25 protein-coding genes are annotated in these 24,293 nt (G+C 34.5%); 16 read left to right on the top strand and 9 right to left on the bottom strand.

What is annotated here, in order from left to right:
• Positions 1–45: 45 nt before the first annotated feature.
• The gene (locus BXU11_RS09395) at positions 46–732 is read right to left on the bottom strand and encodes a response regulator transcription factor (RefSeq protein WP_078212351.1); all 687 of its coding nucleotides are present in this window, start codon (positions 730–732) and stop codon (positions 46–48) included.
• Complete coding sequence (locus BXU11_RS09390; protein ID WP_078212350.1) at positions 725–1,990, bottom strand: sensor histidine kinase KdpD; 1,266 nt, start codon at positions 1,988–1,990, stop codon at positions 725–727. Before BXU11_RS09390 ends, BXU11_RS09395 begins: the two co-directional genes overlap by 8 nt.
• A 165-nt stretch (positions 1,991–2,155) precedes the next feature.
• Between BXU11_RS09390 and BXU11_RS09385 the strand changes: the two genes are divergently transcribed.
• A complete protein-coding gene (locus BXU11_RS09385) occupies positions 2,156–2,581 on the top strand; it encodes a DUF1573 domain-containing protein (RefSeq protein ID WP_024980239.1) in 426 nt (141 codons plus the stop codon).
• A 71-nt stretch (positions 2,582–2,652) separates the two neighbouring features.
• Here BXU11_RS09385 and BXU11_RS09380 read toward each other — a convergent pair whose 3' ends face one another.
• Positions 2,653–3,129 carry a hypothetical protein gene (locus BXU11_RS09380; protein ID WP_139363482.1) on the bottom strand — a complete coding sequence of 159 codons (477 nt, stop codon included), beginning with the start codon at positions 3,127–3,129 and terminating at the stop codon, positions 2,653–2,655.
• 18 nt (positions 3,130–3,147) lie between these two features.
• On the bottom strand, positions 3,148–3,480 hold the full coding sequence (locus BXU11_RS09375) for a hypothetical protein (protein WP_078212348.1): 333 nt from the start codon (positions 3,478–3,480) through the stop codon (positions 3,148–3,150).
• Between the two features lie 527 nt (positions 3,481–4,007).
• Between BXU11_RS09375 and BXU11_RS09365 the strand changes: the two genes are divergently transcribed.
• The 6 genes from BXU11_RS09365 (at position 4,008) to yidC (ending at position 12,380) form a co-directional block, all read left to right on the top strand.
• Positions 4,008–4,682: a hypothetical protein gene (locus BXU11_RS09365; RefSeq protein ID WP_024980236.1), complete on the top strand. Its 675-nt coding sequence runs from the start codon at positions 4,008–4,010 to the stop codon at positions 4,680–4,682.
• 77 nt (positions 4,683–4,759) lie between these two features.
• Positions 4,760–6,289: a glutamine-hydrolyzing GMP synthase gene (gene guaA / locus BXU11_RS09360; protein ID WP_078212346.1), complete on the top strand. Its 1,530-nt coding sequence runs from the start codon at positions 4,760–4,762 to the stop codon at positions 6,287–6,289.
• Positions 6,290–6,411: 122 nt separating this feature from the next.
• A complete protein-coding gene (locus BXU11_RS09355; protein ID WP_078212345.1) occupies positions 6,412–8,376 on the top strand; it encodes a LysM domain-containing protein in 1,965 nt (654 codons plus the stop codon).
• 5 nt (positions 8,377–8,381) lie between these two features.
• Positions 8,382–8,612, top strand: coding sequence for a DUF3820 family protein (locus tag BXU11_RS09350; RefSeq protein ID WP_024980233.1), 231 nt, complete (start codon positions 8,382–8,384; stop codon positions 8,610–8,612).
• A 160-nt stretch (positions 8,613–8,772) separates the two neighbouring features.
• The gene (locus tag BXU11_RS09345) at positions 8,773–10,386 is read left to right on the top strand and encodes a CTP synthase (protein ID WP_078212344.1); all 1,614 of its coding nucleotides are present in this window, start codon (positions 8,773–8,775) and stop codon (positions 10,384–10,386) included.
• An 89-nt stretch (positions 10,387–10,475) separates the two neighbouring features.
• On the top strand, positions 10,476–12,380 hold the full coding sequence (gene yidC / locus BXU11_RS09340; protein ID WP_078212343.1) for a membrane protein insertase YidC: 1,905 nt from the start codon (positions 10,476–10,478) through the stop codon (positions 12,378–12,380).
• Positions 12,381–12,476: 96 nt separating this feature from the next.
• On the opposite strand, the gene BXU11_RS09335 is transcribed toward yidC, so the two are convergent.
• On the bottom strand, positions 12,477–13,439 hold the full coding sequence (locus tag BXU11_RS09335) for a fasciclin domain-containing protein (RefSeq protein WP_078212342.1): 963 nt from the start codon (positions 13,437–13,439) through the stop codon (positions 12,477–12,479).
• Between the two features lie 335 nt (positions 13,440–13,774).
• On the opposite strand from BXU11_RS09335, the gene BXU11_RS09330 reads away from it, so the two are divergent.
• The 5 genes from BXU11_RS09330 to BXU11_RS09310 all read left to right on the top strand — a co-directional run bounded on the left by BXU11_RS09330 (position 13,775) and on the right by BXU11_RS09310 (position 19,001).
• Positions 13,775–14,482, top strand: coding sequence for a toxin-antitoxin system YwqK family antitoxin (locus BXU11_RS09330; RefSeq protein WP_024980229.1), 708 nt, complete (start codon positions 13,775–13,777; stop codon positions 14,480–14,482).
• 68 nt (positions 14,483–14,550) lie between these two features.
• Positions 14,551–15,726 (top strand): tRNA 2-thiouridine(34) synthase MnmA, encoded by a 1,176-nt coding sequence (mnmA, locus tag BXU11_RS09325; protein WP_078212341.1) that lies wholly within the window; start codon positions 14,551–14,553, stop codon positions 15,724–15,726.
• Between the two features lie 279 nt (positions 15,727–16,005).
• A complete protein-coding gene (locus tag BXU11_RS09320; RefSeq protein WP_078212340.1) occupies positions 16,006–17,622 on the top strand; it encodes a S8 family serine peptidase in 1,617 nt (538 codons plus the stop codon).
• An 11-nt stretch (positions 17,623–17,633) separates the two neighbouring features.
• Complete coding sequence (locus BXU11_RS09315) at positions 17,634–18,578, top strand: nitronate monooxygenase family protein (RefSeq protein ID WP_078212339.1); 945 nt, start codon at positions 17,634–17,636, stop codon at positions 18,576–18,578.
• 21 nt (positions 18,579–18,599) lie between these two features.
• A complete protein-coding gene (locus BXU11_RS09310; protein ID WP_078212338.1) occupies positions 18,600–19,001 on the top strand; it encodes a hypothetical protein in 402 nt (133 codons plus the stop codon).
• A gap of 81 nt (positions 19,002–19,082) precedes the next feature.
• Here BXU11_RS09310 and BXU11_RS09305 read toward each other — a convergent pair whose 3' ends face one another.
• A complete protein-coding gene (locus tag BXU11_RS09305) occupies positions 19,083–19,523 on the bottom strand; it encodes a DUF4268 domain-containing protein (RefSeq protein WP_078212526.1) in 441 nt (146 codons plus the stop codon).
• An 86-nt stretch (positions 19,524–19,609) separates the two neighbouring features.
• Between BXU11_RS09305 and BXU11_RS09300 the strand changes: the two genes are divergently transcribed.
• Both BXU11_RS09300 and BXU11_RS09295 read left to right on the top strand, forming a co-directional pair.
• Entirely contained in the window at positions 19,610–20,257 is a 648-nt protein-coding gene (locus BXU11_RS09300; RefSeq protein ID WP_078212337.1) for a CoA pyrophosphatase, read from the top strand.
• Between the two features lie 110 nt (positions 20,258–20,367).
• Positions 20,368–21,177, top strand: a complete 810-nt coding sequence (locus tag BXU11_RS09295) for a 1-acyl-sn-glycerol-3-phosphate acyltransferase (RefSeq protein WP_078212336.1) — start codon at positions 20,368–20,370, stop codon at positions 21,175–21,177.
• 36 nt (positions 21,178–21,213) lie between these two features.
• Here the strand turns inward: BXU11_RS09295 and BXU11_RS09290 are convergent, their stop codons facing one another.
• From BXU11_RS09290 to BXU11_RS09280, 3 genes are all read right to left on the bottom strand, one after another.
• Entirely contained in the window at positions 21,214–21,846 is a 633-nt protein-coding gene (locus tag BXU11_RS09290) for a hypothetical protein (protein ID WP_024980222.1), read from the bottom strand.
• Entirely contained in the window at positions 21,846–22,346 is a 501-nt protein-coding gene (locus tag BXU11_RS09285) for an RNA polymerase sigma factor (RefSeq protein WP_024980221.1), read from the bottom strand. The genes BXU11_RS09290 and BXU11_RS09285 overlap by 1 nt, the downstream gene beginning before the upstream one ends.
• Positions 22,347–22,539: 193 nt before the next feature.
• Positions 22,540–23,667, bottom strand: coding sequence for a DUF3810 domain-containing protein (locus BXU11_RS09280; protein ID WP_369803202.1), 1,128 nt, complete (start codon positions 23,665–23,667; stop codon positions 22,540–22,542).
• A 39-nt stretch (positions 23,668–23,706) separates the two neighbouring features.
• Between BXU11_RS09280 and BXU11_RS09275 the strand changes: the two genes are divergently transcribed.
• Positions 23,707–23,940 carry a DUF433 domain-containing protein gene (locus BXU11_RS09275; protein ID WP_024980219.1) on the top strand — a complete coding sequence of 78 codons (234 nt, stop codon included), beginning with the start codon at positions 23,707–23,709 and terminating at the stop codon, positions 23,938–23,940.
• Positions 23,941–24,282 carry a DUF5615 family PIN-like protein gene (locus tag BXU11_RS09270; RefSeq protein ID WP_078212335.1) on the top strand — a complete coding sequence of 114 codons (342 nt, stop codon included), beginning with the start codon at positions 23,941–23,943 and terminating at the stop codon, positions 24,280–24,282.
• Positions 24,283–24,293: the final 11 nt, after the last annotated feature.

The raw sequence follows: 24,293 nt of genomic DNA, 5'->3' as shown, positions 1-24,293 counted from the left end.
TGCTGTTAATCTCCAAATTTCCAAAAAAAAATCGAACAATTGAATTTATTCATCCATAAATCTAAATCCTATACCATGGATGTTTTCAATAGTAATGTTGTTTTGGTGTATTAAAATTTTTCTTAAGCGAGATATAAATACATCTAAACTTCTGCCCATGAAGTAATCATCATTGCCCCATAATGCTTTCAGAATTTCCTCTCTTTTCAGTATAACATTTTTATGGTCTAAAAAATACTTCAATAGTTCGGCTTCTCTTTGGGTTAGTTTAATTTTCTCAGTACTATTCCAAAGCAAGTAGTTTTTGGTGTCAAAAGCATACTTTCCTAGGTGATATTGCTCTTTTTTGGTTTGCGTTGATTTTCGACTTCTTTGTAAGAAAACTTCAATTTTGAGCAATAATTCTTCAATGCTAAAAGGTTTCACCAAATAATCGTCGGCGCCTAGACGCAGTCCTTTGATGCGGTCTTCTTTGAGCGTTTTGGCCGAAAGGAAAATAATGGGAATATGAGTGTTGATTTTTCGTATGGCTTCGGCCAATTCAAAGCCATCTTTTTTGGGCAACATGATATCCAAAAGGCATAAGTCAAAAGATTCTTTTTGAAAGTATTCCAGAGCCATTTCTCCATCGCTACAGTGTTGTACATGGTATTGATGTTGTTCTAAATTGTCTTTTGTCAAAAAAGCCAAAGTAGCATCATCCTCGACATATAAAATTTTTGGATTATTCATTTTTGATTGGCAATAGTAAAGTTATGGTTGTTCCAAAAGGCTCGTTATTGTGGGCACTTATTTTCCAATGATGCAAGTTGCAAATTTTTTTCACATAATACAATCCGAGTCCAAAACCATTGATTTCATTGCTTTTTTTGGATGGAATACGGTAGAATTTATCGAAAATAAAAGGAATTTTTTGAGGTTCAATACCGATTCCGTTATCGATGCAGTCTATTTGTAAATGCTGTTTGGTATCGGTAAAACGAAGAGTGATTTCGGGTGTTTTTTCGCAATATTTTATGGCATTATCGAATAGATTATAAATGAGGTTCGAAAAATGAAAAACATCTGCATTTAGTTGATTTTTGGAACTTTGATTGTCTAATCGAAACACCACTTTAGGATGTTTAAGTTGGTAATTTTCGATGATTTCTTTTACGATAGGGACAAAATCAAAATTAGTTTTTTGAAGTTGTAACGGAGTAGCATCCGATTTTGCAACCGTTAAAATTTTCTCGATATGCTGGTTGAGTTTGTTACTTTGTTCAATGATGATTTGGGTGTATTGTTCTAATTTTCGATCGTTTGTAATGGGTTTTTGTTGTTTTAAATAGTTCGAAGCGATTAGGATGGATGACAATGGTGTTTTGAATTCGTGAGTCATGTTGTTGATGAAATCACGTTGCAATTCGGAGTATTTTTTTTGTTGCAAAAGTGTGTAAATCGAATAGACATAGATCAAAAGTATCAAGATGAGCGCTAATGATAACACAAACCAAAATTTTAACGAACTGAATAAAAAATTAGTTTGGTTGGGGAAACGTATGGCAAAGTAGTATACTAAATTTTTGTGCTTAGAAAAATGAATGGAGTGCGTAGAACGGTCTTTGTTGTCCAAAGAAACGTAGTTGCCATAAACCATTTCGTCGCTTTGACAATTGTAAATGGCATATTCAAAATCGGTAGTAAGGCCAATTTTTTTAAATTCTGATTTGAGGTAAAATTCTAAAATGGAGGCTTCGAAATCATTCTCAACATTGACAATATAATAGTCATTTGCGATTTTTTGAACCGGATTTTGCACAGGGATTTCTTGGTTGTTGCCTTTGTATATTTTTTTGGCCACTTCATAAAGTGCGATATAGGCTTTTTGATTGAATTTTTTTTCTTCAATTCTAAAGGCTTCTTTCGTCCATAGCAATTGCGCCAATAAAATACCAATAATGGCTAGTAATCCTATTACAATGATGCTATTAAGGTGATTGATTTTCACAAATGATTTTTTAATTCTGCTGTAATATTAAGTAAAATTATATTTAAATTTGGCCATTAACAAGTCGTTAACAATCATTTGAAAGTGTTTAACAGCCACATGAAATAGAGTGAGTATATTTGAATCGAATAAAAATAGCATATTAAACAATTAAATATTAAAACTATGAAAATTTTAAAAATCTCCTTAATGGCAGTAGCTTTTGGATTAATGTCCTTCACTACTAGTGCTCCGGTACAATCTATGGTAAGCAAAGTGGCAGGTTATGCTAGCGCTTTGGTTTGGAAATCAGAAACGATTGATGTAGGTTCAATTCCTCAAGGAACACCAAAACCGATTGTTTTTGAGTTTAAAAACACTGGAAAAACGCCTGTGATTTTAACTAATGTACAAGGTTCATGCGGATGTACAGCTACTAATTATACTAAGGAACCAATCGCTCCAGGTAAATCAGGAACTGTTACAGCTACTTACAATGCAGCAGCTATGGGTGCTTTTACCAAAACAGTTACTGTAACTTCTAATGCAGAAGCGACTCCAAAAGTATTAACCATCAAAGGAACAGTAGTTGCAGCTACAGCAAAAAGCTAAGACGAATTATTTATAATACAAAAAGCCGTTTCAAAACTGAAACGGCTTTTTTATTGAAAACAATGTGGTATTTAGTAAGCGTACATGGTTGCGCTTGATTCTGATCTGTTTTTTTCAACGATAGCAACAAACGGAAGTCCTTCTTTAGCTGCTTTTCTCTTCAGTGCAACGATGTTTTGTTGTTGAACTGATAGAGGTGTTTGTCCTTTTATTCTATTGGATACTACAGTATTTTTGGTAGTCGTTAATCCAGTAGATGCTTTAGGGGCAATTACCATTACTTTGTTGTAATCTTGCTCACCATTAATTACAATCTTATCTGAAACTTTAGTAGATTCATTAGTTGCGTTGTTAATGATTTCGGCAACAGCAAAAGCACTTATAGTTTGCTCTACTTGATCTTTTCCAGAATTAAAATAAAGCGTGTTGTTTTCGTTTTTGATGTAATTAACATTTAATTTTTCACCGTTGTGTTTAACTATAACATGTGATTGAGCCATTACTGTTAATGAGAAAGTAAAGAATAAAAATGTGATAAAATTTTTCATTGTATTATATGTATTGAGTTATGTATATTTTTTTGTTCTAAATAAGTGTTGCGTGTTGTTTCCTTTTCTTTCCGGTGGCGGATCATCTTTTTTTAGGAGTATACCTGTTAGTTGTAATGTGTTCCAAAAAGCGATTGGCTTTTGCTCTTCTTTTAAATGGTATCCAATAGCAAAAAGTGATTCAGTTCCGTTAATGTACAATGTTTCAAGTTCTTTTTCCGAATTAGTTTCACCACTAAAAGACCATTCAGATTGGTATTTATTAGTGAGTTCAAAATAAGAGCATATTGTCCATATTAAGGAATATGAAAATATTAAGGTTAAAATCGCTATTTTTTTTGCTTTTTTCACATTGTAAAGGTATATAATTCGTTAAATGTGTACAATTTCAAAGTGGTTAAATATTAGTTAATCTGTTTCGGTTTTTCGATTTTTATTAATAAAGGTTCGATTTTTGTTTAGGGGCTCTTTAAGGGGGCTGAATTTGAAAAAACATCAATTTCAAGAATTTTTTGTCTTACTTATAGGGTGGTATAATACTTGTGAGTGTATTTTGCTTTGTTTCAATAAATTGTTGATTTGGACTTCTGGACTTCTTACTTTTTATAATTTTTTGTTAATGCTTTTTAAAGCTGTTTTTTTTCGTCTAGAAAGTAGGGAATGGGCATTCAAAAGCGTTGATTTTGAATTCTATAATGGAGTTTATTCGTGGTGTAGTAGGATTGATGTTTTTTTCTCTCGTTAGAGTGTTAGAACTGTTAAAATGTTAAGTATTTTCTAATCCATTAGTATAAAATCAGAAATAGATTAGTTTTGTAGACGGTTATGTCATATTTTTTTAGATGAATAGCTCAGTAATGATTAAAGATGTAAAGTATATGAAGAAAATCATATTCGTTTTTTTATTATTTGTATTGGCCTCCAACGGTTATGCACAAGTGGAATTTGGACCTAAGTTTAAACCTATTCCTCCAGCAAAGTTTCCTGCGGCTCCTAAGAAAAAAGTAATTCCTCCTGCTGAGTTGCCTAAAATTGATCAACCCAACGTTTTTAATTCACCTGAAAATCCTACTAAAACATCTACGACTATATCGAAATCAAATGATGTGTCGATGTTTCCAAAAGAAAAATTCATCAATCCTGGAGAAGAATATCTCAAGAAGATGCAAAAGGATGTAGATAAAACCTTGAACGAAAATAACATGCCGTTATTACGACGTAATTTTGATTTTGGACAAATCCATACCAAATCGAAATATGTGATTGTGAAGGTGAGAGATTATATTTATGTAGATGGTGATTTGCTGCGTATTTACCAAAATGCTACTATATTAAAAGAAGAGGTGTATTTGGGTGGCAATTACACGGAAATAAAAATTTTATTAGGCGAGGGCTTTAATAAATTGGATTTTGAAGCACTCAATACAGGGACAAGTGGTGGAAATACGGCTGAAATCATCATAATTGACGATCAGAAAAAAGTACTTTCTAAAAACTATTGGGACAATTTAGCGGCTGGTTTTAAAGGAACTATACTTTTGGTAAAAGAATAATTTTTGTGGTTTTCTAAAAAAATAAAAATTTTCAAAATTCAACTTTTCATTTCCGAAATTTAAAAGTATTTTTGCGCATGCAACACAACGTACTTATTTTAGATTTCGGATCGCAATATACTCAACTTATTGCGCGAAGAGTTCGAGAATTAAACATATTCTGCGAAATCTTCCCTTACAATCACTTTCCAAGTGATCTATCTCCTTACAAAGCAGTAATTCTTGGCGGTAGCCCATTTTCTGTTCGTTCAGAAGATGCGCCTCACCCTGATTTATCTCAAATTAGAGGAAAACTACCCTTGCTTGCCGTATGTTACGGAGCACAATATCTTTCGCATTTTAGCGGAGGTGAAGTAGCTGCTTCAAATACAAGAGAATATGGTAGAGCCAACTTGTCTTATATCAAAGAAAATGAAGTCTTTTTTGAAGGCGTTTCTGAGAACAGCCAAGTGTGGATGAGCCACAGTGATAGTATCAAAGCTTTGCCTACAAACGGTGTTAAATTAGCAAGTACGCACGATGTTGAATTTGCGGCTTATAAAATTGAAGGCGAAACTACTTATGCGATTCAATACCATCCAGAGGTTTTTCACTCGACCGATGGTTCCAAAATGCTAGAGAATTTCTTGGTAAAAATTGCTGAGGTCCCTCAGAATTTCACACCAGGTGCTTTTGTTGAAGAAATCGTAGCGGAAATGAAAGAGAAAATCGGAAACGACAAAGTTGTTTTAGGACTTTCAGGAGGAGTAGATTCAACAGTAGCAGCGGTTTTATTACATAAGGCTATTGGTAAAAATCTATATTGTATTTTCGTAAATAACGGATTACTCCGTAAAAATGAGTTCCAAAGCGTTTTAGATCAATACGAAGGAATGGGATTGAATGTGAAAGGAGTAGATGCTTCTCAGCGTTTTTATGATGCCTTGGCTGGAGTTACTGATCCAGAATTAAAAAGAAAAGCAATTGGGAATGCCTTTATCGAAGTTTTTGATGATGAGTCACACAAAATTGAAGATGTTACTTGGTTAGCCCAAGGAACTATATATCCTGACGTAATCGAGTCGGTTTCTGTAAAAGGACCATCAGCAACTATCAAATCACATCATAATGTAGGTGGTTTGCCTGATTATATGAAATTGAAAATAGTAGAGCCTTTGCGTATGCTTTTCAAGGATGAAGTACGTAGAGTTGGTGCTACTTTAGGAATCGACCCAGAACTTTTGGGAAGACATCCTTTCCCAGGGCCAGGTTTGTCGATTCGTATTTTAGGCGATATTACCCCAGAGAAAGTACAAATTTTACAAGATGTTGATAAAGTATTTATTGACGGTTTAAAATCTTGGGGCTTATACGATAAAGTTTGGCAGGCAGGAGCTATTTTGTTGCCTGTAAATAGTGTTGGTGTAATGGGTGATGAGCGTACTTACGAAAAAGTAGTGGCGCTTAGAGCGGTTGAATCTACCGATGGTATGACGGCAGATTGGGTTCATTTGCCTTACGAGTTCTTGATGAAAGTTTCTAATGATATTATCAATAAAGTAAAAGGAGTGAATCGAGTGGTGTACGATATTAGTTCGAAACCGCCGGCCACAATTGAGTGGGAATAAAAAGTTTTTCTTTTTTACCACTATATAATTTAGTTGTTTAAATACAGTTACGGTGTTAGATTTATATAAAATCTAGCACCGTTTCGTATCTTTGAAAGTCTTTAATTTTTTAATGTAATCCAATGAATCGTTTTTTTGCTTTTTTATTAAGTTGTGTGTTTTTTGGCACTGCTGTGTTTGCTCAAGAGAAGGTGATTACTCATAAAGTAGCCAAGGGAGAAACTATTACTCAAATTGCACAAAAGTACAAAGTGAGTCCTCATGAAATTTATCAATTGAATCCAGATGCACAGTCCGGAATTAGTACCAATATGGTATTGTTGATTTCAAAAGCAGCCGTTAAAAATGATTCCAAAACTACTGCCAAGCCAATGGTTGCAACCAAAACAATCATGCATGAGGTTGTGGCAAAAGAAACGTTATTCGGTATTCAAAAAAAATATGACATTTCTGAAGCTGCTTTGTTTAAAGCAAATCCCTTTTTAGAAAAAGACGGCTTGCAAATAGGTCAAAAGTTGTTGATTCCTAATGCTGTTATGGCTAAAGCTGCTACACCAGCCACAGTAAAAGTTGTTGCTCCTGTTTTGCATGTAGTACAAGCTCAAGAAACTAAATTCTCTATTGCTAAAAAGTATAATATTACTATTGAAGAATTAGAGAAAAAAAACCCTGAAGTAGCTACAAATCTTCCTATTGGATTTACTTTGTTAATTAAAGGGAATCGACCTAAAGAAATAAAAGATGTCTCCGTTACTGCTTCTAAAATAGAACCAGAAAAAAATGATATCGATGCTAAAAACACAAGCCCTTTAGTGTATCAAAATTATACGGTCAAGCCCAAAGAAACCTTCTACAGCTTATCCAAATTAACAGGGTTGTCGCAAGAGGAATTAACAGTTTTGAATCCTGATTTGAAAAATGGAGTACAAGAAGGCATGCTTTTAAAATTGCCTTCGAACGTAAAACTTGAAACGGTTCCGTTGATTCAAAAAAACAAGACTCAATTGAGTGTGCAAAATGCAGGAACTGCTAAAAAAATAGTGTTGTTATTGCCTTTTAATACCGCTAAAATTGCAAATGACACCGTAAATTCAAGTATTGAGCGTTTGAAAAAAGATAAGTTTTTAAACATGACTTTGGATTTTTATGCTGGCGCTTTGATGGCAATTGACTCAGCAAAACAAATGGGAATTCAGGTTGATGTACAAGTTTTTGATTCTCAAGAAACTAAAAACAGTTCTCAAGTTCCTACGTTAATAAAAAACCATTCAATTAACACAGCGCAAGTAGTAATTGGTCCGTTTTATCAGAATAATGTTGAAAAAGCAGCTGAATTATTGCTGGATGATAATATAGCAGTGATCTCTCCTTTGTCTAAGGAATTTGGTAAATCGTATGCTAATTTATACCAATCTATTGTTTCTTCTGATGAATTGAAAAATACCGCTTTTGATTTTATGAAAAAGAAAAACGGGAATATGATCGCAGTTATTGATAAGAAAAAAGAATCGTCTAGGATTTATTTTGCTCAACAACAGAAAGACGTCAAAATTGCACCTTTGACTCCAACAGGAGGTGTGAATGTAGAAGCACTGAAAAGCTTGTTGAGTTTGGATCGCATGAATTATGTAATTCTTGAAACCGGCAGTACAACTATGATTAGGGCGACAATTGCTGCCATGATTTCAGTAATGAAAACCCATAAAGTGCAATTGGTGATCTTGGAACCTAACCCTACTTTGGATACGGATGAAATTTCATTTGCAAATTTAGTAAAGCTGCAATTGTTGTATCCTTCTGCAATTAGAGAAAATAATTCGGATGAAGCACAAGTTTTTGCACAAAAATACCGTAAAGAAAACAATGTCTATCCTAGTTCATTTGCTACTCGTGGATTTGATGTGACTTTTGATACACTGATGCGTATGGCGCAAGATGTAACTTTCCAAGAAACTATGGAGAGTACGGCAACGGAACAAGTAGAAAATCGATTTGATTACTCTAAAAATGAGGGTGGAGCGTATAATAATAAAGGGGTTTACATGCTCTATTATGATGCGGATATGACCATCAAACAAGCCAATTAATCGTTTTGGATCAAAATCAAAAACAACTCATCAAGTTGGCTCATACCAAAATGCCTTTTGGTAAATACGAAGGCTGGCATCTTATTGACATTCCAGAATATTATATCGTTTGGTATAGTAATAAAGGTTTTCCAAAAGGAGAATTAGGCGAACAACTGCAATTAATTTATGAATTAAAACTCAACGGTCTCGAAGATTTAATTCGCAATATCAAAAAGAAATATCCAAAACCGTGATCTTACTATTAGGAGCAACGGTTTTGAATATTTGCAAAGTATTCTAATGATTGGTTCAAACAAGGCTTTTGAAATTCTACTGAAACAAGCGCTAGTGTATTCCAATTAAATTTGTACTTTTGCCACGTTTTTTACACAACTACTTTACAAATACAACAGAATGAATCAAACGAAATATATTTTTGTTACAGGCGGTGTGACTTCTTCTTTAGGAAAAGGAATTATTGCAGCTTCATTGGCAAAATTATTACAAGCAAGAGGCTACAGGACAACCATTCAAAAATTTGATCCCTACATTAATGTCGATCCTGGTACTTTAAATCCTTATGAACATGGGGAATGTTATGTTACCGATGATGGAGCCGAAACAGATTTGGATTTAGGTCACTACGAACGTTTCTTAAACGTGCCTACTTCTCAAGCGAATAACGTTACTACGGGTAGAATTTACCTTTCGGTTATTGAAAAAGAAAGAAGAGGAGAATTTTTAGGAAAAACGGTTCAAGTAGTACCTCATATCACCAATGAAATTAAAGACAGAATGCAATTGCTAGGTAAATCTGGCGATTATGATATTGTAATTACAGAAATTGGTGGAACTGTAGGAGATATCGAATCTTTGCCATACATCGAGTCTGTTCGTCAGTTGGTTTGGGATTTAGGAGAAAACAATGCTATCGTTATTCACTTAACCTTGGTGCCCTTTTTAGCTGCCGCTGGTGAGTTAAAAACGAAACCAACACAGCATTCTGTAAAAACCCTAATGGAAAGCGGAATCAAAGCTGATATTTTGGTGTGTAGAACTGAGCATGAAATTTCAGACGAAATTCGCAACAAATTGGCTTTGTTTTGTAATGTAAAAAGAGAAGCAGTTATTCAATCTATTGATGCTTCTACTATTTATGAAGTGCCTAATTTAATGTTAGAAGAAGGTCTAGATGTAGTAGCTTTAAAGAAATTAGACTTACCTAAAAAAGCAGCGCCAGATTTAAAAAATTGGAACACCTTCTTGAAACGTTTAAAAAATCCTAAGCATACCGTAAATATTGGTTTGGTTGGTAAATATGTCGAAATGCAAGATTGCTACAAATCTATTTTGGAAGCCTTCATTCACGCAGGAGCGGCAAATGAAACAAAAGTAAATGTGATTTCGATTCATTCAGAGCATTTGGACCCTTCAAATATTGCTGAGAAATTAGCTGGTTTGGATGGGGTTTTAGTGGCGCCAGGTTTTGGTGAAAGAGGAATCGAAGGTAAAATAGAAGCGGTTCGTTATGTTCGCGAAAATAACATTCCATTTTTTGGTATTTGTTTAGGAATGCAAATGTCAATTATAGAATATTCAAGAACTATTTTGGGTTACAAAGACGCCAATTCTACTGAAATGAATGAGAATACGCCTCATCCAGTTGTGAATTTGATGGAAGATCAAAAAACAGTAACGGATAAAGGTGGCACCATGCGTTTAGGTGCTTGGAAGTGTGAAATTAAACCAGACTCGTTAGCGCATAAAATATATGGTAAAACCGAAATTTCGGAGCGTCACCGTCACCGTTATGAGTACAACAGTGCTTATGTAGAGCAATTGCAAAAAGCAGGTTTGATAGCTTCTGGAGTGAACCCTGATACTGGTTTGGTAGAAATCGTTGAGATTGAAAATCATCCGTTTTTTATTGGTGTTCAGTACCACCCAGAGTACAAAAGTACGGTAGCTAATCCGCATCCAATTTTTGTGAGTTTTGTAGCGGCGGCGGTAAAAGCTAAAAAGAAATAGTGCAATAGCTGTAACAAAGTATTTGAGTTAGATTCTAACACTAAGCAGGGGTAAACTACTCCTGTTTTGAATTTTGAAGATAGATTATAATGGAAGAAAAAAAGATTGACATTAATTCAATTATCGGTTTTATACTGATTTTTGGTATTTTGGTTTGGATTATGTTCCAAAACCAACCTGATCCTAAAGTGGTGGCTGCTGAAAAAGCCCAAAAGGAATTGGTTTTAAAAGCGCAAAAAGCAAAAGAATTGGCTAATAAAGCAGTTGAAAAAGCAACTGTTGCTGTTGCCACAGGTGATACTACTCAATTGGTTGCTTTGCAAAAAACATTAGGAAATTTTGCTTATTCTGCGACTTTGCCTTCTGCAAAAAATGATTTTACTACGATTGAAAATGAAGTGATAAAATTAAAAATTGCTAATAAAGGGGGATACATTGCCGAGGCAACTTTGAAAAACTTTGAAAAGTTTAAAAAAGGTTCTGGTCAGTTGGTAGAATTGATAAAAAACAATAATGCTAATTTGAATATTGTTTTGCAAACCAATGACAACAGAACTTTAAATACCAAAGACTTGTTTTTTGAGCCTACTTTAACCAAAATAGGAGCGGATCAAGTGTTGTCTATGAAGTTAAAGTCGGGTCCAAATTCATTTTTGGAATATAAATACATAGTGAAGCCAAACGATTATATGATTGGTTTTGATTTGCGTTCTCAAGGCTTGAACCAAGTATTGAATACAGCTAAGCCTTTGGATTTAGAATGGGATTTGAAAGCTTTCAGAAATGAAAAAAGCATATCTTACGAAAATAAATACACTGAGATTTATTTTGAACATAAAGAAGGTAAGGTTGATTACGCTGGCTTAGGTGCAAAAGAAGAAGAAACTCTTGAAAAGCCTACATTTATAGCTTTTAAACAGCATTTCTTTGCTTCAATTTTAGTATCCAAAACGCCTTTTGAAAAAGCACAATTGGTTTCAACTAATCTTATGAATGATGAAAAAGTGGATACTACTTTTACAAAATCATTCAAAGCGAATTTACCTTTGACTTTTACCAATGGTGAGTTGGATCATAAATTAAGTTGGTATTTAGGGCCATCTGATTATGAGACTTTGAATAATTATGATCAAAATCTTGAGAAAATCATCTCTATGGGTTGGGGTATTATTGGTTGGATCAACCGTTTTATCTTTGTGCCTTTATTTGGTTTATTAGGTTCTTTCATGGCGTATGGTATTGCGATTATTCTTTTTACTATTTTAATCAAATTGGCAATGTCGCCTATTACTTTCAAATCATTCTTGTCACAAGCCAAAATGAAAGTATTGCGTCCTGAAATTACTGAGTTGGGTGAAAAATTCGCCAAAGATCCAATGAAAAAACAACAAGAGACGATGAAGTTGTACAACAAAGCCGGTGTAAATCCAATGGCAGGTTGTATTCCAGCTTTGATCCAAATGCCGTTCTTAATGGCTTCGTTTCAATTTTTTCCTTCGGCTTTTGAGTTAAGACAAAAAAGTTTCCTTTGGGCAGATGATTTGTCTTCATTTGATGAGATCGTGAAATTGCCTTTCCATATTCCATTGTATGGAGATCATATTAGTTTGTTTCCAATTTTGGCGGCCATCGCAATTTTCTTTTACATGAAAATGACTTCAGGTGATCAACAAATGGCAGCTCCACAACAAGAAGGGATGCCTGATATGGCGAAAATGATGAAGATTATGATCTATGTTTCGCCATTGATGATGTTATTCTTTTTCAATAGCTATGGCGCTGGATTGAGTTTGTATAACTTTATTTCTAACTTGGTAACAATTTTGATCATGTTGGTCATCAAAAATTACTTCATTGATAGCGATAAAATTCACGCACAAATTCAAGAAAATAAATTGAAAGAACCTAAAAAACAAGGTAAGTTTCAAAGAAAGTTGCAAGAAGCAATGGAACAAGCTGAAGCTCAAAAAGCAGCTCAGCAAAAGAAAAAATAATATAGTATAAATTTTTTTGTATATGAAAGAGGCTGTCCAAGTTAGGACAGCCTCTTTTTGTATAAATCATTTTAATAAGTATTGCAACTAATTTTATTATTTTGGCAACAACACTTTGTCTAATACGTGAATCACACCGTTTGAACATTGTACGTCAACAGCAATAATATTGCAGTTTCTTGCACTTGCATCTTGCAATCGAGTTGGAGTAAATTTTACCGTTACATTTTGACCGGCAAAAGTATTAATTACCTGATCGTTTGTTAACTGCGTTGATAAAACGTTTGCACCAGTAACAACATGGTATTTCAATACAGTTTCAAGCAGAGTTGGAGGTATTGCAGCTAGACCAGAAAATTTAGTTTCGGTTAAAAATGATGCAAATGCGTCATTTGTAGGTGCAAAAACGGTGAAAGGTGAACTAGCTGTACCCGATAAAGTTGCTGCAAAACCAGAAGCTGGGTTAAAAGTAAGAGCAGCAACTAATGTAGTAAAGTTTGGATTTGCAGTAGCATGCGTAACAATGGTTGGTAGATTGATTACAGCGTCTACGATATGAATCACGCCGTTCGAAGCCATTACATCAGCTGTAGTAACTTTGGCACCGCCATTCAATTTCACACCCGAAGTAAGGTCTACATACATACTCATGGTATTGCTTCCTGAAGCCGTACTTTTTGCTAATGTTTTAACGTATCCAGTAGTCAATGCTGTTGATTTTACAGTACCACTTACTACATGGTTTAATAAAATTTGTGTCAAAACATCTTTTGGTACATCAGCAACAGAAGCAAATTTGTTATCGGTTAAAAATTTTGTAAAAGCTGCATCTGTTGGAGCGAATACAGTAAAAGGACCAGCGCCTTGAAGAGTAGCGGCTAACTCAGCTCTTGTTAGCGCTTGTACTAAAATTTTTAAGTTGGAATTGTTCACCGCAATACCAGTAATAGTATTGTCTACCGGTTTTGGATCATTATTATCATCATCGTCGCAAGAAACTGCGAATGATAAAAATGCAATACAAGCCAAAGCCATTTTTAATTTTGATGCAATTTTCATAATCGTTTTTTTTTAATTGAGTTACAGTTAATGTTTTTTTGTTGTTCAAATATATTTACAAAAGACTAAACAAAATTACCTTTAAAAAATATTTATAATTTGTTGAATTGGTATAATGGATTGATAATGCATTGAATAAGCTTTTTTTGTTCAACTTAATAGTGTCAGTATTAAACAAATCTTAGAACAAAGGTTGGTTTTGTTATTTCATTTCATCTGAATAATTTTTAGGAAAGAAAGTAGTTGTACCTTTGCGTTCATTTGGAAAATATGAATTTGTATTTTTGATGTTTGAAGTAATTGATTTTTTTACATTACAATAAATTTTAAATAGTATGATTAAGAAAGTATGGCTTTTGGTTTTCTTTATACAGGTTTCAGCTTTGTTAGCGCAAACTGCGATTACAAATCAAGTTGATAGTGATGGTAAGAAAAATGGGCTTTGGAGAGGCTATTATGAAGAATCCAAAAGGTTGCGTTATGAAGGAACTTTTTTACACGGTAAAGAAGTAGGCGTTTTTAAGTATTTTGATGATACGAAAGCAGCCGATGTGATTGCCACTCGAGAGTTTAACGAAAAAGACAATTCGGCGTATACTATTTTTTACAATCAAAATAAATTTAAGGTAAGCGAAGGCAAGGTGGTGAATAAACTTTTTGAAGGAGAATGGATTTATTATCATTTCAAGTCGAAAGTAATAATGACGAAAGAGTTGTATAAAATTGGTAAATTATCAGGATTGAAAACGGTTTATTTTCCTGATGGCAAAGTGGCTGAAGAGACCCATTATGTTGATGGGCTAAAGGATGGAAGTAGTAAGATTTATTCAGATAAAGGTATTGTTTTAGAAGAAACAGTGTATCAAAAGGGGCAGTATAACGGACCAGCTATTTTTAGGGACACTAATGGTTTTATTGCTTCCAAAGGGAATTTTGTATGGGGTAAAAAAGAAGGGGTTTGGGAGTTTTATGAAAAAGATAAGTTGATAAAAAAACGAAATATGAGTTTTCAAGAGCCACTATCTAATCGCAAAACGAATTAACTTTTGCTTGGATAATTTCTCAACTAAATCTTTTGTAACTTTGCACCCTATTTTAAAAAAGGATTCTGATGAAAAAGAGAGTGGTTGTTGGTCTATCAGGTGGTGTAGATTCTAGTGTTGCAGCTTATTTGTTGCAACAAGAAGGATATGAAGTTATTGGGCTATTTATGAAAAATTGGCACGATGACTCTGTAACGATATCCAACGAATGCCCTTGGTTGGAAGATAGCAACGATGCTTTGTTGGTAGCCGAAAAATTAGGAATCCCTTTCCAAACGGTTGACCTTAGTGAACAATACCAAGAAAAAATTGTGGATTACATGTTCAGTGAATATGAGAAAGGACGTACTCCAAATCCTGATGTATTGTGTAATCGCGAAATTAAATTTGCTGTTTTTTTAGAAATTGCGTTGAGTTTAGGAGCAGATTATGTGGCCACTGGTCATTACTGCCAAAAGCGAACTACTGAAATTGACGGTAAACCGTTGTATCACCTTATTGCAGGTGCTGACACTAACAAAGATCAATCGTACTTTTTATGTCAATTGTCGCAAGAACAGTTGGCTAAATCCTTGTTTCCAATTGGTGCATTAACGAAACCTCAGGTTCGTGAAATAGCAACTGAAATGGAATTGGTTACTGCAGAAAAAAAAGATTCTCAAGGTTTATGTTTTATTGGTAAAGTACGTTTGCCAGAGTTTTTACAGCAAAAATTGCAACCCAAAGAAGGTCAAATTATACAAATCGATAAAAATCATCCTATTTATACTTCAACAGATGAAGCTGAAACTTTAGCTTCTTTGTCTCATAAAATAACCTATACTCCAGATATGGGCAAGGTAGTTGGAAAGCACCAAGGCGCTCATTATTTTACGGTGGGTCAACGAAAAGGGCTTAACGTAGGTGGAACTACTGATCCATTATTTGTTATTGCTACTGATGTGGTGACCAATACAATTTATACTGGTTTATCTAGCAATCATCAGGGATTGTTTAGAAGAGGATTGTTTATTGATGCTTCTGAAACGCATTGGATTCGTACCGATTTAGCCTTGTCAGTGGGTGAGTCTAAAGAAGTAATGGCGAGAATTCGTTACCGTCAGCCGTTGCAAAAAGCTAGGTTACATCAAGAAGAAAAAGGAATGTATGTAATTTTTGACGAACCGCAATCGGCTATTACTGAAGGACAATTTGTGGCTTGGTACCAAGAGGACGAGTTGTTAGGTTCTGGGGTTATAGCTTAGTTTTAGTTCTTAGTCTTTAGTTCTTAGTCTTTAGTTCTTAGTCTTTAGTTCTTAGTCTTTAGTTCTTAGTGATTGGTCTTTAGTAAAAACTATAAAAAAATCTTCTGAAAAAAAAGATAGTGTCGCCTAGCCCCGATGGGAGGGAATATCCTTTTTATCCTTTTTCGGGATAAAAAGATAGGAAGGACAGCGGGAGCAAACGTGATGAAATCCCAAATTTTGTGCTCCTAAAAACGCTTGAAATTATAATTTATAATGTTTTTTTGAGTACATTTCGGCATGAAAAAAATAGTTTTTTTATTTTTCTTATTCCAATCTTTTTTGGTTTTTTCACAACAAGATGCTTGGGTGTATTTTGTGGATAAAACCAATGTTCAGAACTATTTGGACAACCCTCAATTGATGCTCTCACATCGCGCTATTGATAGAAGAACGCGACAAAAAATCGCTTTGGACAGTAAAGATGTTCCCATTCCGGCTTCGTATATAAAAGCTGTAAAAGCGTCCGCTGGAATTACAGTTATGGGGCAATCAAAATGGTTGAATGCGTTGCATGTTCGCGGTACTCAAGTGGATATTACTTCCTTAAAAAATTTAGCTTTTGTTGCTAAAATTAGCTTCGCAGATAAGTCCTTAAATGCGACAGAAAAGACAACTGCTGTGTCAAAAAATCAGCAGGTTCAAAAAAAATACAACACCGCAATTACTTATAATTATGGCGCTTCAGCCAATCAAATCCAGATGTTGAATGGGCATTTATTGCATCAGCAAAATTATACGGGGAGTGGTAAAATCATTGCTGTTTTAGATGCGGGTTTTCCTGGCGTGGATACCCAATTACCGTTTAAAAAATTGAGAGATAATAATCAGATTTTGGGCGGTTATAATTATGTAAACAGAAGTACGAATTACTATATTGGAGACAATCACGGTACATTAGTGCTTTCGACTATGGGAGGGAATCAAGACCAAGCTTTGGTCGGAACGGCTCCAGATGCGTCTTACTATCTTTTTGTTACCGAAAATGATGCTTCAGAAAATCCTGTTGAAGAGACGCTTTGGGTAGAAGCGGCAGAGAAAGCGGATAGTTTGGGTGTAGATATCATTAATAGTTCGTTGGGCTACTTTGATTTTGATAATTCTAAATATAGCTATACTTATGCCGATATGAATGGCACTACAACTTTTATCAGCCGTGGGGCCGAAATTGCTTTTAGTAGAGGAATGCTTGTAGTGGCTTCTGCAGGAAACTCGGGGAACACAACTAATCCCAATATTGCTGCACCAGCAGATGCGGTTTCTGTTCTTACGGTAGGTGCAGTTAATGCTTCGAAAACTAGAGCTGTATTTAGTTCAATTGGCCCTTCTTTTGATGGTAGGGTAAAGCCAGAAGTTATGGCACAAGGAAAATCTTCTGTGGTTTCTAATGAATTTGGAAATATTGGTACAGCCGACGGAACTTCTTTTTCGAGTCCAATTTTGGCTGGAATGGTGGCGTGCTTATGGCAAGCTTTACCCGATAAAACCAACAAAGAAATTAGAGATTTGATTATTCAATCTGCTGATAAATATTTTACACCAACGCCACAACTAGGCTATGGAATTCCGGATTTTAGTGCGGCAGTAAATAAAGGGCTTCTAGTTACAATAGACAATCAAGATGTTTCATTTTCGTTGTACCCCAATCCTAGCAAGGGAACGGTTTATATGACTTTACCTTCAACAGTAGAAGAGGTGCAGCTTACAATTTATTCTTTATTAGGAAAAAAAATAATGGAGGTGCCTTTTTCAAAATCAACACCTTCTTTTTCTGTAGAAACCTTGTGGAATGGAGTATACTTGTACACTATTCAAGGAGGAAATTTTTCAGCTCAAGGAAAAATCATCAAATATTAATTTACAATTCAATGAATTCAGTTATACAGCTTTTTGGCATTCAATATCCAATTATTCAAGGAGGAATGATTTGGAACAGTGGTTATAAATTGGCAAGTGCCGTTAGCAATGCGGGAGGATTAGGCATTATAGGTGCTGGTTCTATGTATCCTGACGTACTTAGGGAACACATTCAAAAATGCAAAAAAGCGACTAATAAGCCTTTTGGCGTGAATGTTCCAATGTTGTATCCGAATGTGGAAGAAATAATGAATATCATTGTAGAAGAAGGTGTAAAAATAGTTTTTACTTCAGCTGGAAATCCCAAAACTTGGACCGCTTTTTTGAAAGAAAAAGGAATAACAGTGGTGCATGTGGTGAGTAGTTCTGTGTTTGCTTTGAAAGCACAAGATGCAGGAGTAGATGCTGTTGTTGCCGAAGGTTTTGAAGCTGGAGGACACAATGGTCGAGAGGAAACAACGACATTGACTTTGATTCCGATGGTGAAGCAAAAAATCAGTATTCCGTTGATTGCTGCTGGTGGAATTGCCACAGGAAGGGGAATGCTTGCGGCAATGGCTTTAGGCGCCGATGGTGTTCAGGTGGGAAGTCGTTTTGCTGCTTCGGTTGAATCATCAGCTCATGATAATTTTAAAGAAGTAATTGTGAATGTAAAAGAAGGGGATACCCAATTGACATTAAAAGAATTAGCGCCTGTTCGTTTGGTGAAAAATAAGTTTTATAATGACGTTCAGGAATTGTATGCAAAATGTCCTACCAAAGAAGAGTTAGTTACTTTGTTAGGTAGAGCTCGAGCCAAACGCGGGATGTTTGAAGGTGATTTGGTCGAGGGCGAATTAGAAATTGGTCAGATTGCGGGATTAATTACCGAAATTCAACCTGTAAAAGAAATTATTGATACTATGATTTCCGAGTTCAAGCAAGCCCAAATTGAAATCGGACAACTCCAGTTTTAACTCCAACCCCAAACGCCTCCCATGTCAAAACCTACTATTTTATTTTTGTCTTTTGTCCTGTTTTTTTGTTTTCAGCTGTCGAATGCTCAAACCTATAAGTTTCAAACTTCGGGTTACAGTGTTCTACAGAAAAATGAAAAAGGAAAATGGGGAGATTGGTCCGAATTGGATTTAATCAATATTCCAATTACGTTAGATACATCTAAACATCGAATTGTGGTCTATACCCCAATGCTTCAATTGTACAACATTCTTTCGTATGCAGAAATTGAAGAAAACAAAACCGATATCATTTATTCTTTTGAATGCAAAGACGAAAATGGTGATGCCTGCACTTTGATGATTATTACTCGCAAACAACAAGACAATCGCAAGCAATTGTATATCAATTATGAGAATAGGATTTATTTGTATAATATTTAGTCCTTAGTTATTAGTGAATAGTAATTAGTAATTAGTCATTAGTGAATAGTAATTAGCTTAGAAACCACAAACCAAAACCCTTTACCCTTTTTCAATATCTTTTATAAACTCATCATATTCGAGATAGAAAAGTTCTAAAGCATTCATTTTTTCGAAGAAAAAGTCAAAAATGTAGTCCCAGTGATTGCGATTACTTATACTGTGCCCATTTTTTTCAACCCAAATGCGGCTGATGGTTTTGCCATTTTCTAAAGTGTAGTCTTTTTCAAAAACCAAATCTTTGATGAATTCATCTTCCAAAATAGCTTTCAAAGCTTCAAGTTTTTCGAAATATTGAGAACGTAAGTCATCATTTCGATGCTCGATATCAATGAGTACTTGGGCTTTTTTGTTATCTGCGAAAAATTTAAAAGAGAAATCTTTAATTTTTGTATCATACAATACCCATTTTCTGGGGTATTTCTCGGCGAAGGCTACCCAAAAATCGTGTTTTAACCGCTGATTTTCTGCTTTACTGTACATTTGAATTGAATTTAGAAAGTTTGGTTTGTATTCCAAACAAAACTATAGTATATTTATTGGAATGCTTGCAAAAATAAGTTTTACCTATGAATTTTCAAGATTTTCAGCAATATATCCCTCAAATACTTGAGGCTCCGCTTCCTGCTTTTGCTTCACATATAAAAATGGCGCCAAAAGAACGAATCGAATCGTTGAAAGCGTTTAGTTATACAGATAAAAATCCACGAAAAGCTGCGGTTTTGATGTTGTTGTACCCAAAACAAGAGCAAACGCATTTGGTATTGATTGAAAGAAATTCTTATGAAGGCGTTCATTCGGCTCAAATTGCTTTTCCTGGTGGTAAGTTTGAAAATGAAGATGTGGAATACGAAACTACAGCTTTGAGAGAGTCCGAAGAAGAAATTGGAGTATCGCGTGAGCAAGTAGAAGTAATCAGACCTTTTTCTCCTTTGTATATCCCGCCTAGTAATTTTTTAGTGCATCCTTATTTAGGTATTGCCGTAGAACCTTTGCAATTTACTTTAGACTCCAAGGAAGTAGCTAGTGTTATCGAATTACCTTTGTCTGATTTTTTAAGTGATGTGCTTTTACATGAGACTAAACTGACGACTTCTTATGCTACTAATATTGCAATTCCAGCATTCAAAATCAATGACCATATCGTTTGGGGAGCTACAGCTATGATGCTGAGTGAGTTAAAAGAAGTCTTGTGTTTTGTGCTTAAAAAATCATAAATAAGCGCTGTTTTTCTTGATTTATTGTAAATTTATTGCAAGTTTAGCGTTTTCTAAACGTTAAGAAAATATGTCGTATCTTTGCACTCCAATTTTAAAAATAAAGTATAATGGGATTATTTAAGAGAAATCCTTTTGGTCACATTCTTTTTATCAAGAAATGGTTAATTCGAATTTTTGGGGTTATTACCCACCGACGATATAGAGGTTTTAATGAATTGCAAATTGAAGGTTCTGAAATTATTCGCAATTTACCCGATAAAAATGTGCTTTTTATCTCTAATCATCAAACCTATTTTGCCGATGTTGTAGCCATGTTTCATGTGTTCAATGCTAGTTTAAGTGGTCGAGATGATAGTATTATTAATGTGGGGTATCTATGGCAACCCAAAATGAATATTTATTATGTAGCTGCCAAAGAGACCATGAAAGCAGGTATTCTTCCAAGAATTATGGCTTATGTAGGTGCGATAACCGTAGAACGCACTTGGAGAGCTAAAGGGAAAGATGTGACAGAAAAAAGAGAAGTAAATCCTAATGATACAGAGAATATAAAGATTGCTTTGGCCGATGGCTGGGTGATTACTTTTCCGCAAGGCACTACCAAATCTTTTAAGCCTGTTCGAAAAGGCACTGCTTATATCATTAAAGAACACAAACCTATTGTGGTACCCATTGTGATTGACGGTTTTCGACGTTCTTTCGACAAAAAAGGGTTGCGATTAAAAAAGAAAGGCATCCTACAATCGTTTATCATCAAAGAGCCCCTCGAAATTGATTATGAAAACGAAACCATTGATGAAATTGTAGAAAAAGTTGAATATGCCATTGAACAGCATCCATCGTTCTTAAAAGTAATACCCGCAGAGGAGTTAGAGGCGGAAAACGAGTTGAACAAATTGAGAAAATGGGAATATTAATATAAAAAAAGCGGTCAAAATTTTGACCGCTTTTTTTTATAAATCTATTTTCTTTAATTCTTTGTAATTATCTAGTAATCGTTTCAATAATCGTCCATATATAATTCGGTACAAGAACCAAAAAACGACCAAAAATAGCGCGACAAAAAGTATTAAAAATAAGAATGTAACTATCGTGATTGTCATGTTGTTTCCAATTTTGTTAGTGAGTTCAATCGTTTCTGGATTGTATTTGAAAGCAATATAAAAACCAATGAAGAATGCTAAAACTATTTGAACCAATTTGTAATATACGTAATAGTTGACCGTTTTTCTAGTTTTAATAATGTCTAGCATCAGCTGTTTGGTAGATGCTGTACTAGTTATAGTGCGATAATTTTTATAAAATAGATAAATAAATACCAATAAAACAAAGTAATCGAAATAATCATACATCTTAAAATACAATGTGAATTCTTCGTGTTTCATTTTTTTGAAATAGTCATCTATATTAACGCCTATAGATAAGAGTGACCATAGAACCAGTTCCAAAATACTCAATATCAAAATCCACTTTACAGTTGAAGAAGATTTTCTATGAATCATGTTGTAAATGTCCTTTTCACTAACTTGTACAAAAGAAGCTTCGTTCTTTTGCCAGTCTTTTTTTAACAAATCCAGTTCTTTCATTAGGCTAATGGATTTAGTATTTTTTTTAATTTTCCTTTAATTCTATTCATTTTTACTCTTGCGTTGACCTCGCTAATTCCCAATGTTTCGGATATTTCAGTATAATCTTTGTCTTCAAGATACATAAAGATTAAAGCCTTTTCGATATCGTTCAATTGGTAAACTGCTTGGTACATTAATTTTAATTGTTCTTCCTCTTCATAGTCATATTCAACTTCTGGAGTATAATGTTGCCTTGCTTCAAATTCTGTTGTAGTCACTGCTCTTTTGTCTTTTCGATACAGCGTAATGGCGGTATTAAGAGCGACTCTGTATGCCCAAGTAGAGAACTTACTGTCGCCTCTAAACTTTGGAAAAGCTTTCCATAACTGAATGGTAATTTCCTGAAACAAATCCTTATGCGCATCCTCACCAGACGTGTACAACCTACAAATCTTGTGGATGATATTCTGGTTTGCTTGCAATTGCGACACAAAGGATTGTTCTAAATTATCGGCCATATAAACATTAGTGGTTCAAAACCAATTTTTGTTACAAATAAAAAAATTTTTTAGTAGGAGCACAACTTTTAGGAGTACAAAAACGAGTCGTCCCGCTATCCGTTACAATCTCTAGTGCCATACCCTGGCACTAGAGGATTTTCACTGCTATCGGGGCTAGGTTAGAACATTTTGTTTTCATAAGAAATACGAGTTACAACGAATGCTGCTTAAAATAATTAACCATCAAATCCACATATTTACTGTAGCCTTCCATACCGTCTTTTTGTTGGTTCATTTTTAGGAAGTTGTCGTAAAAAATATGAAATCCTTTGTCGATAAAAGTGTCGTATTGTTTCCAAAAGGTTTCACTTTCTTTAAAGTTGGCTACTACTCCAGGATGTATAGTTTTTAAAAATTGCGCCACTTTTTTTTCATCACGTGCTTGCCAATTTCGCAAACAATAGCGCAAGGCCAAACTGTATCCTGAATATTGAATGTAAGCATCTTCATTTTTAATCGAAGCCAAAAAACCAATGAAATTGCACTCACTTTCACTGGCAAAACCTATTTGATGCGCCATTTCGTGATTCGCAGTCATCGGAAAACTGTACAAAGGGCCCAAACCATTCACTTGCGCTTCATTGGTAAACGGATTCAAATAACCACCAAATCCCATATACGTCAGCGGAATGCTAAAAAGCGATTTTTTGATACTCAAATGGCTGTATCGAAACATCGAATGTTCTCGAGCCAAGTTTTGGTATCCATTCGTATTCATTTGAAACAATTGAGATTTGGAATAAGGGACAATTACTTTACGATTTTTGTCTTTCATTAGTTTCAACTGAATCGCATTGGTTTTGGTAATTAGCTTTTGAGTAAAAAATGCTAAATCTGCATCAGAATATTCTCTTTCAATTTTCATTTTTTCATATAGTGGTTCTCTGTAGTAATTGAGTCCCCAAAGCAAATGAAAAAGAAAATAAACCACCGATAAAAAACTTAAAATAGAAAGCGATATGGCTTTCCATTTTTGTCTTGGTGCTAAACTTTGTATGGTTTTATTTTTTTTGAACAACCAAAACCAACGAATTGCCCAAATAATTAGCAAAGCATACAAAACATCGCCCAACGAAAAAGGAACTTTCCCTAAACTGATTCGTAAACTATTCGAGATAAAGACATAGAGGCTATTGCTGTACCAACGTTCGATGAATTCTGGAAAAAATCGGATGATTTTTAGTACTACAATCTGAAATACGAGGAATAACGGTAAAAGGTATTTTCTTTTCAAGGCTTGACTTTTGGCATAAAAATAAGGATTAAATCCGTCGTGCACTTTCTTTTTTTGTAAATTTGAACCTTAAAATACTTCACTATGGAAACTATTGCTGATAGAATTACAATTGACGATAGAATTTGCAACGGAAAACCTACCATAAGAAACAAGAGAATTACCGTTAATACTATTCTTGGGTTTTTGAGTTCTGGAGATTCTAGAGAAGAAATTTTGTTGCAATATCCAAGCCTCGAAAACGAAGATATTGATGCCTGTCTTAAATTTGCATCCGAATTAATGAACAGAAATTTTACTATTAAAGAGGTTGCCTAAATGCTAAAATTTTTAATAGACGTCAATCTACCGTACCACCTGTCCATTTGGAATTCGGATAATTTTATTCATCAAAAGAATATAAACGATGAATGGTTTGATGAACAAATTTGGGTATACGCTAAGGAAAACAACCTGACTATAATTACTAAAGATGTTGATTTTTCCAATAAAATAATGTTAAACAATCCTCCTCCAAAAGTAATTCATATCCGATTTGGAAATATGAAGATGAAAGATTTTCACGAGAACATTAGCAAAGTTTGGGATAGCGTTCTAGAAATGAATGCTGCTCACAAATTAGTCAATGTTTTTAAAGATAGGATAGAGGGAATCGAATAAGTAACACTACA

It is taken from the genome of Flavobacterium sp. LM5, from assembly GCF_002017945.1.
GTDB classification, from domain to species: Bacteria; Bacteroidota; Bacteroidia; order Flavobacteriales; family Flavobacteriaceae; genus Flavobacterium; species Flavobacterium succinicans.
The sequence above is the reverse complement of the archived record's forward strand: the minus strand, read 5'-3'. Positions and strand labels throughout refer to the sequence as shown.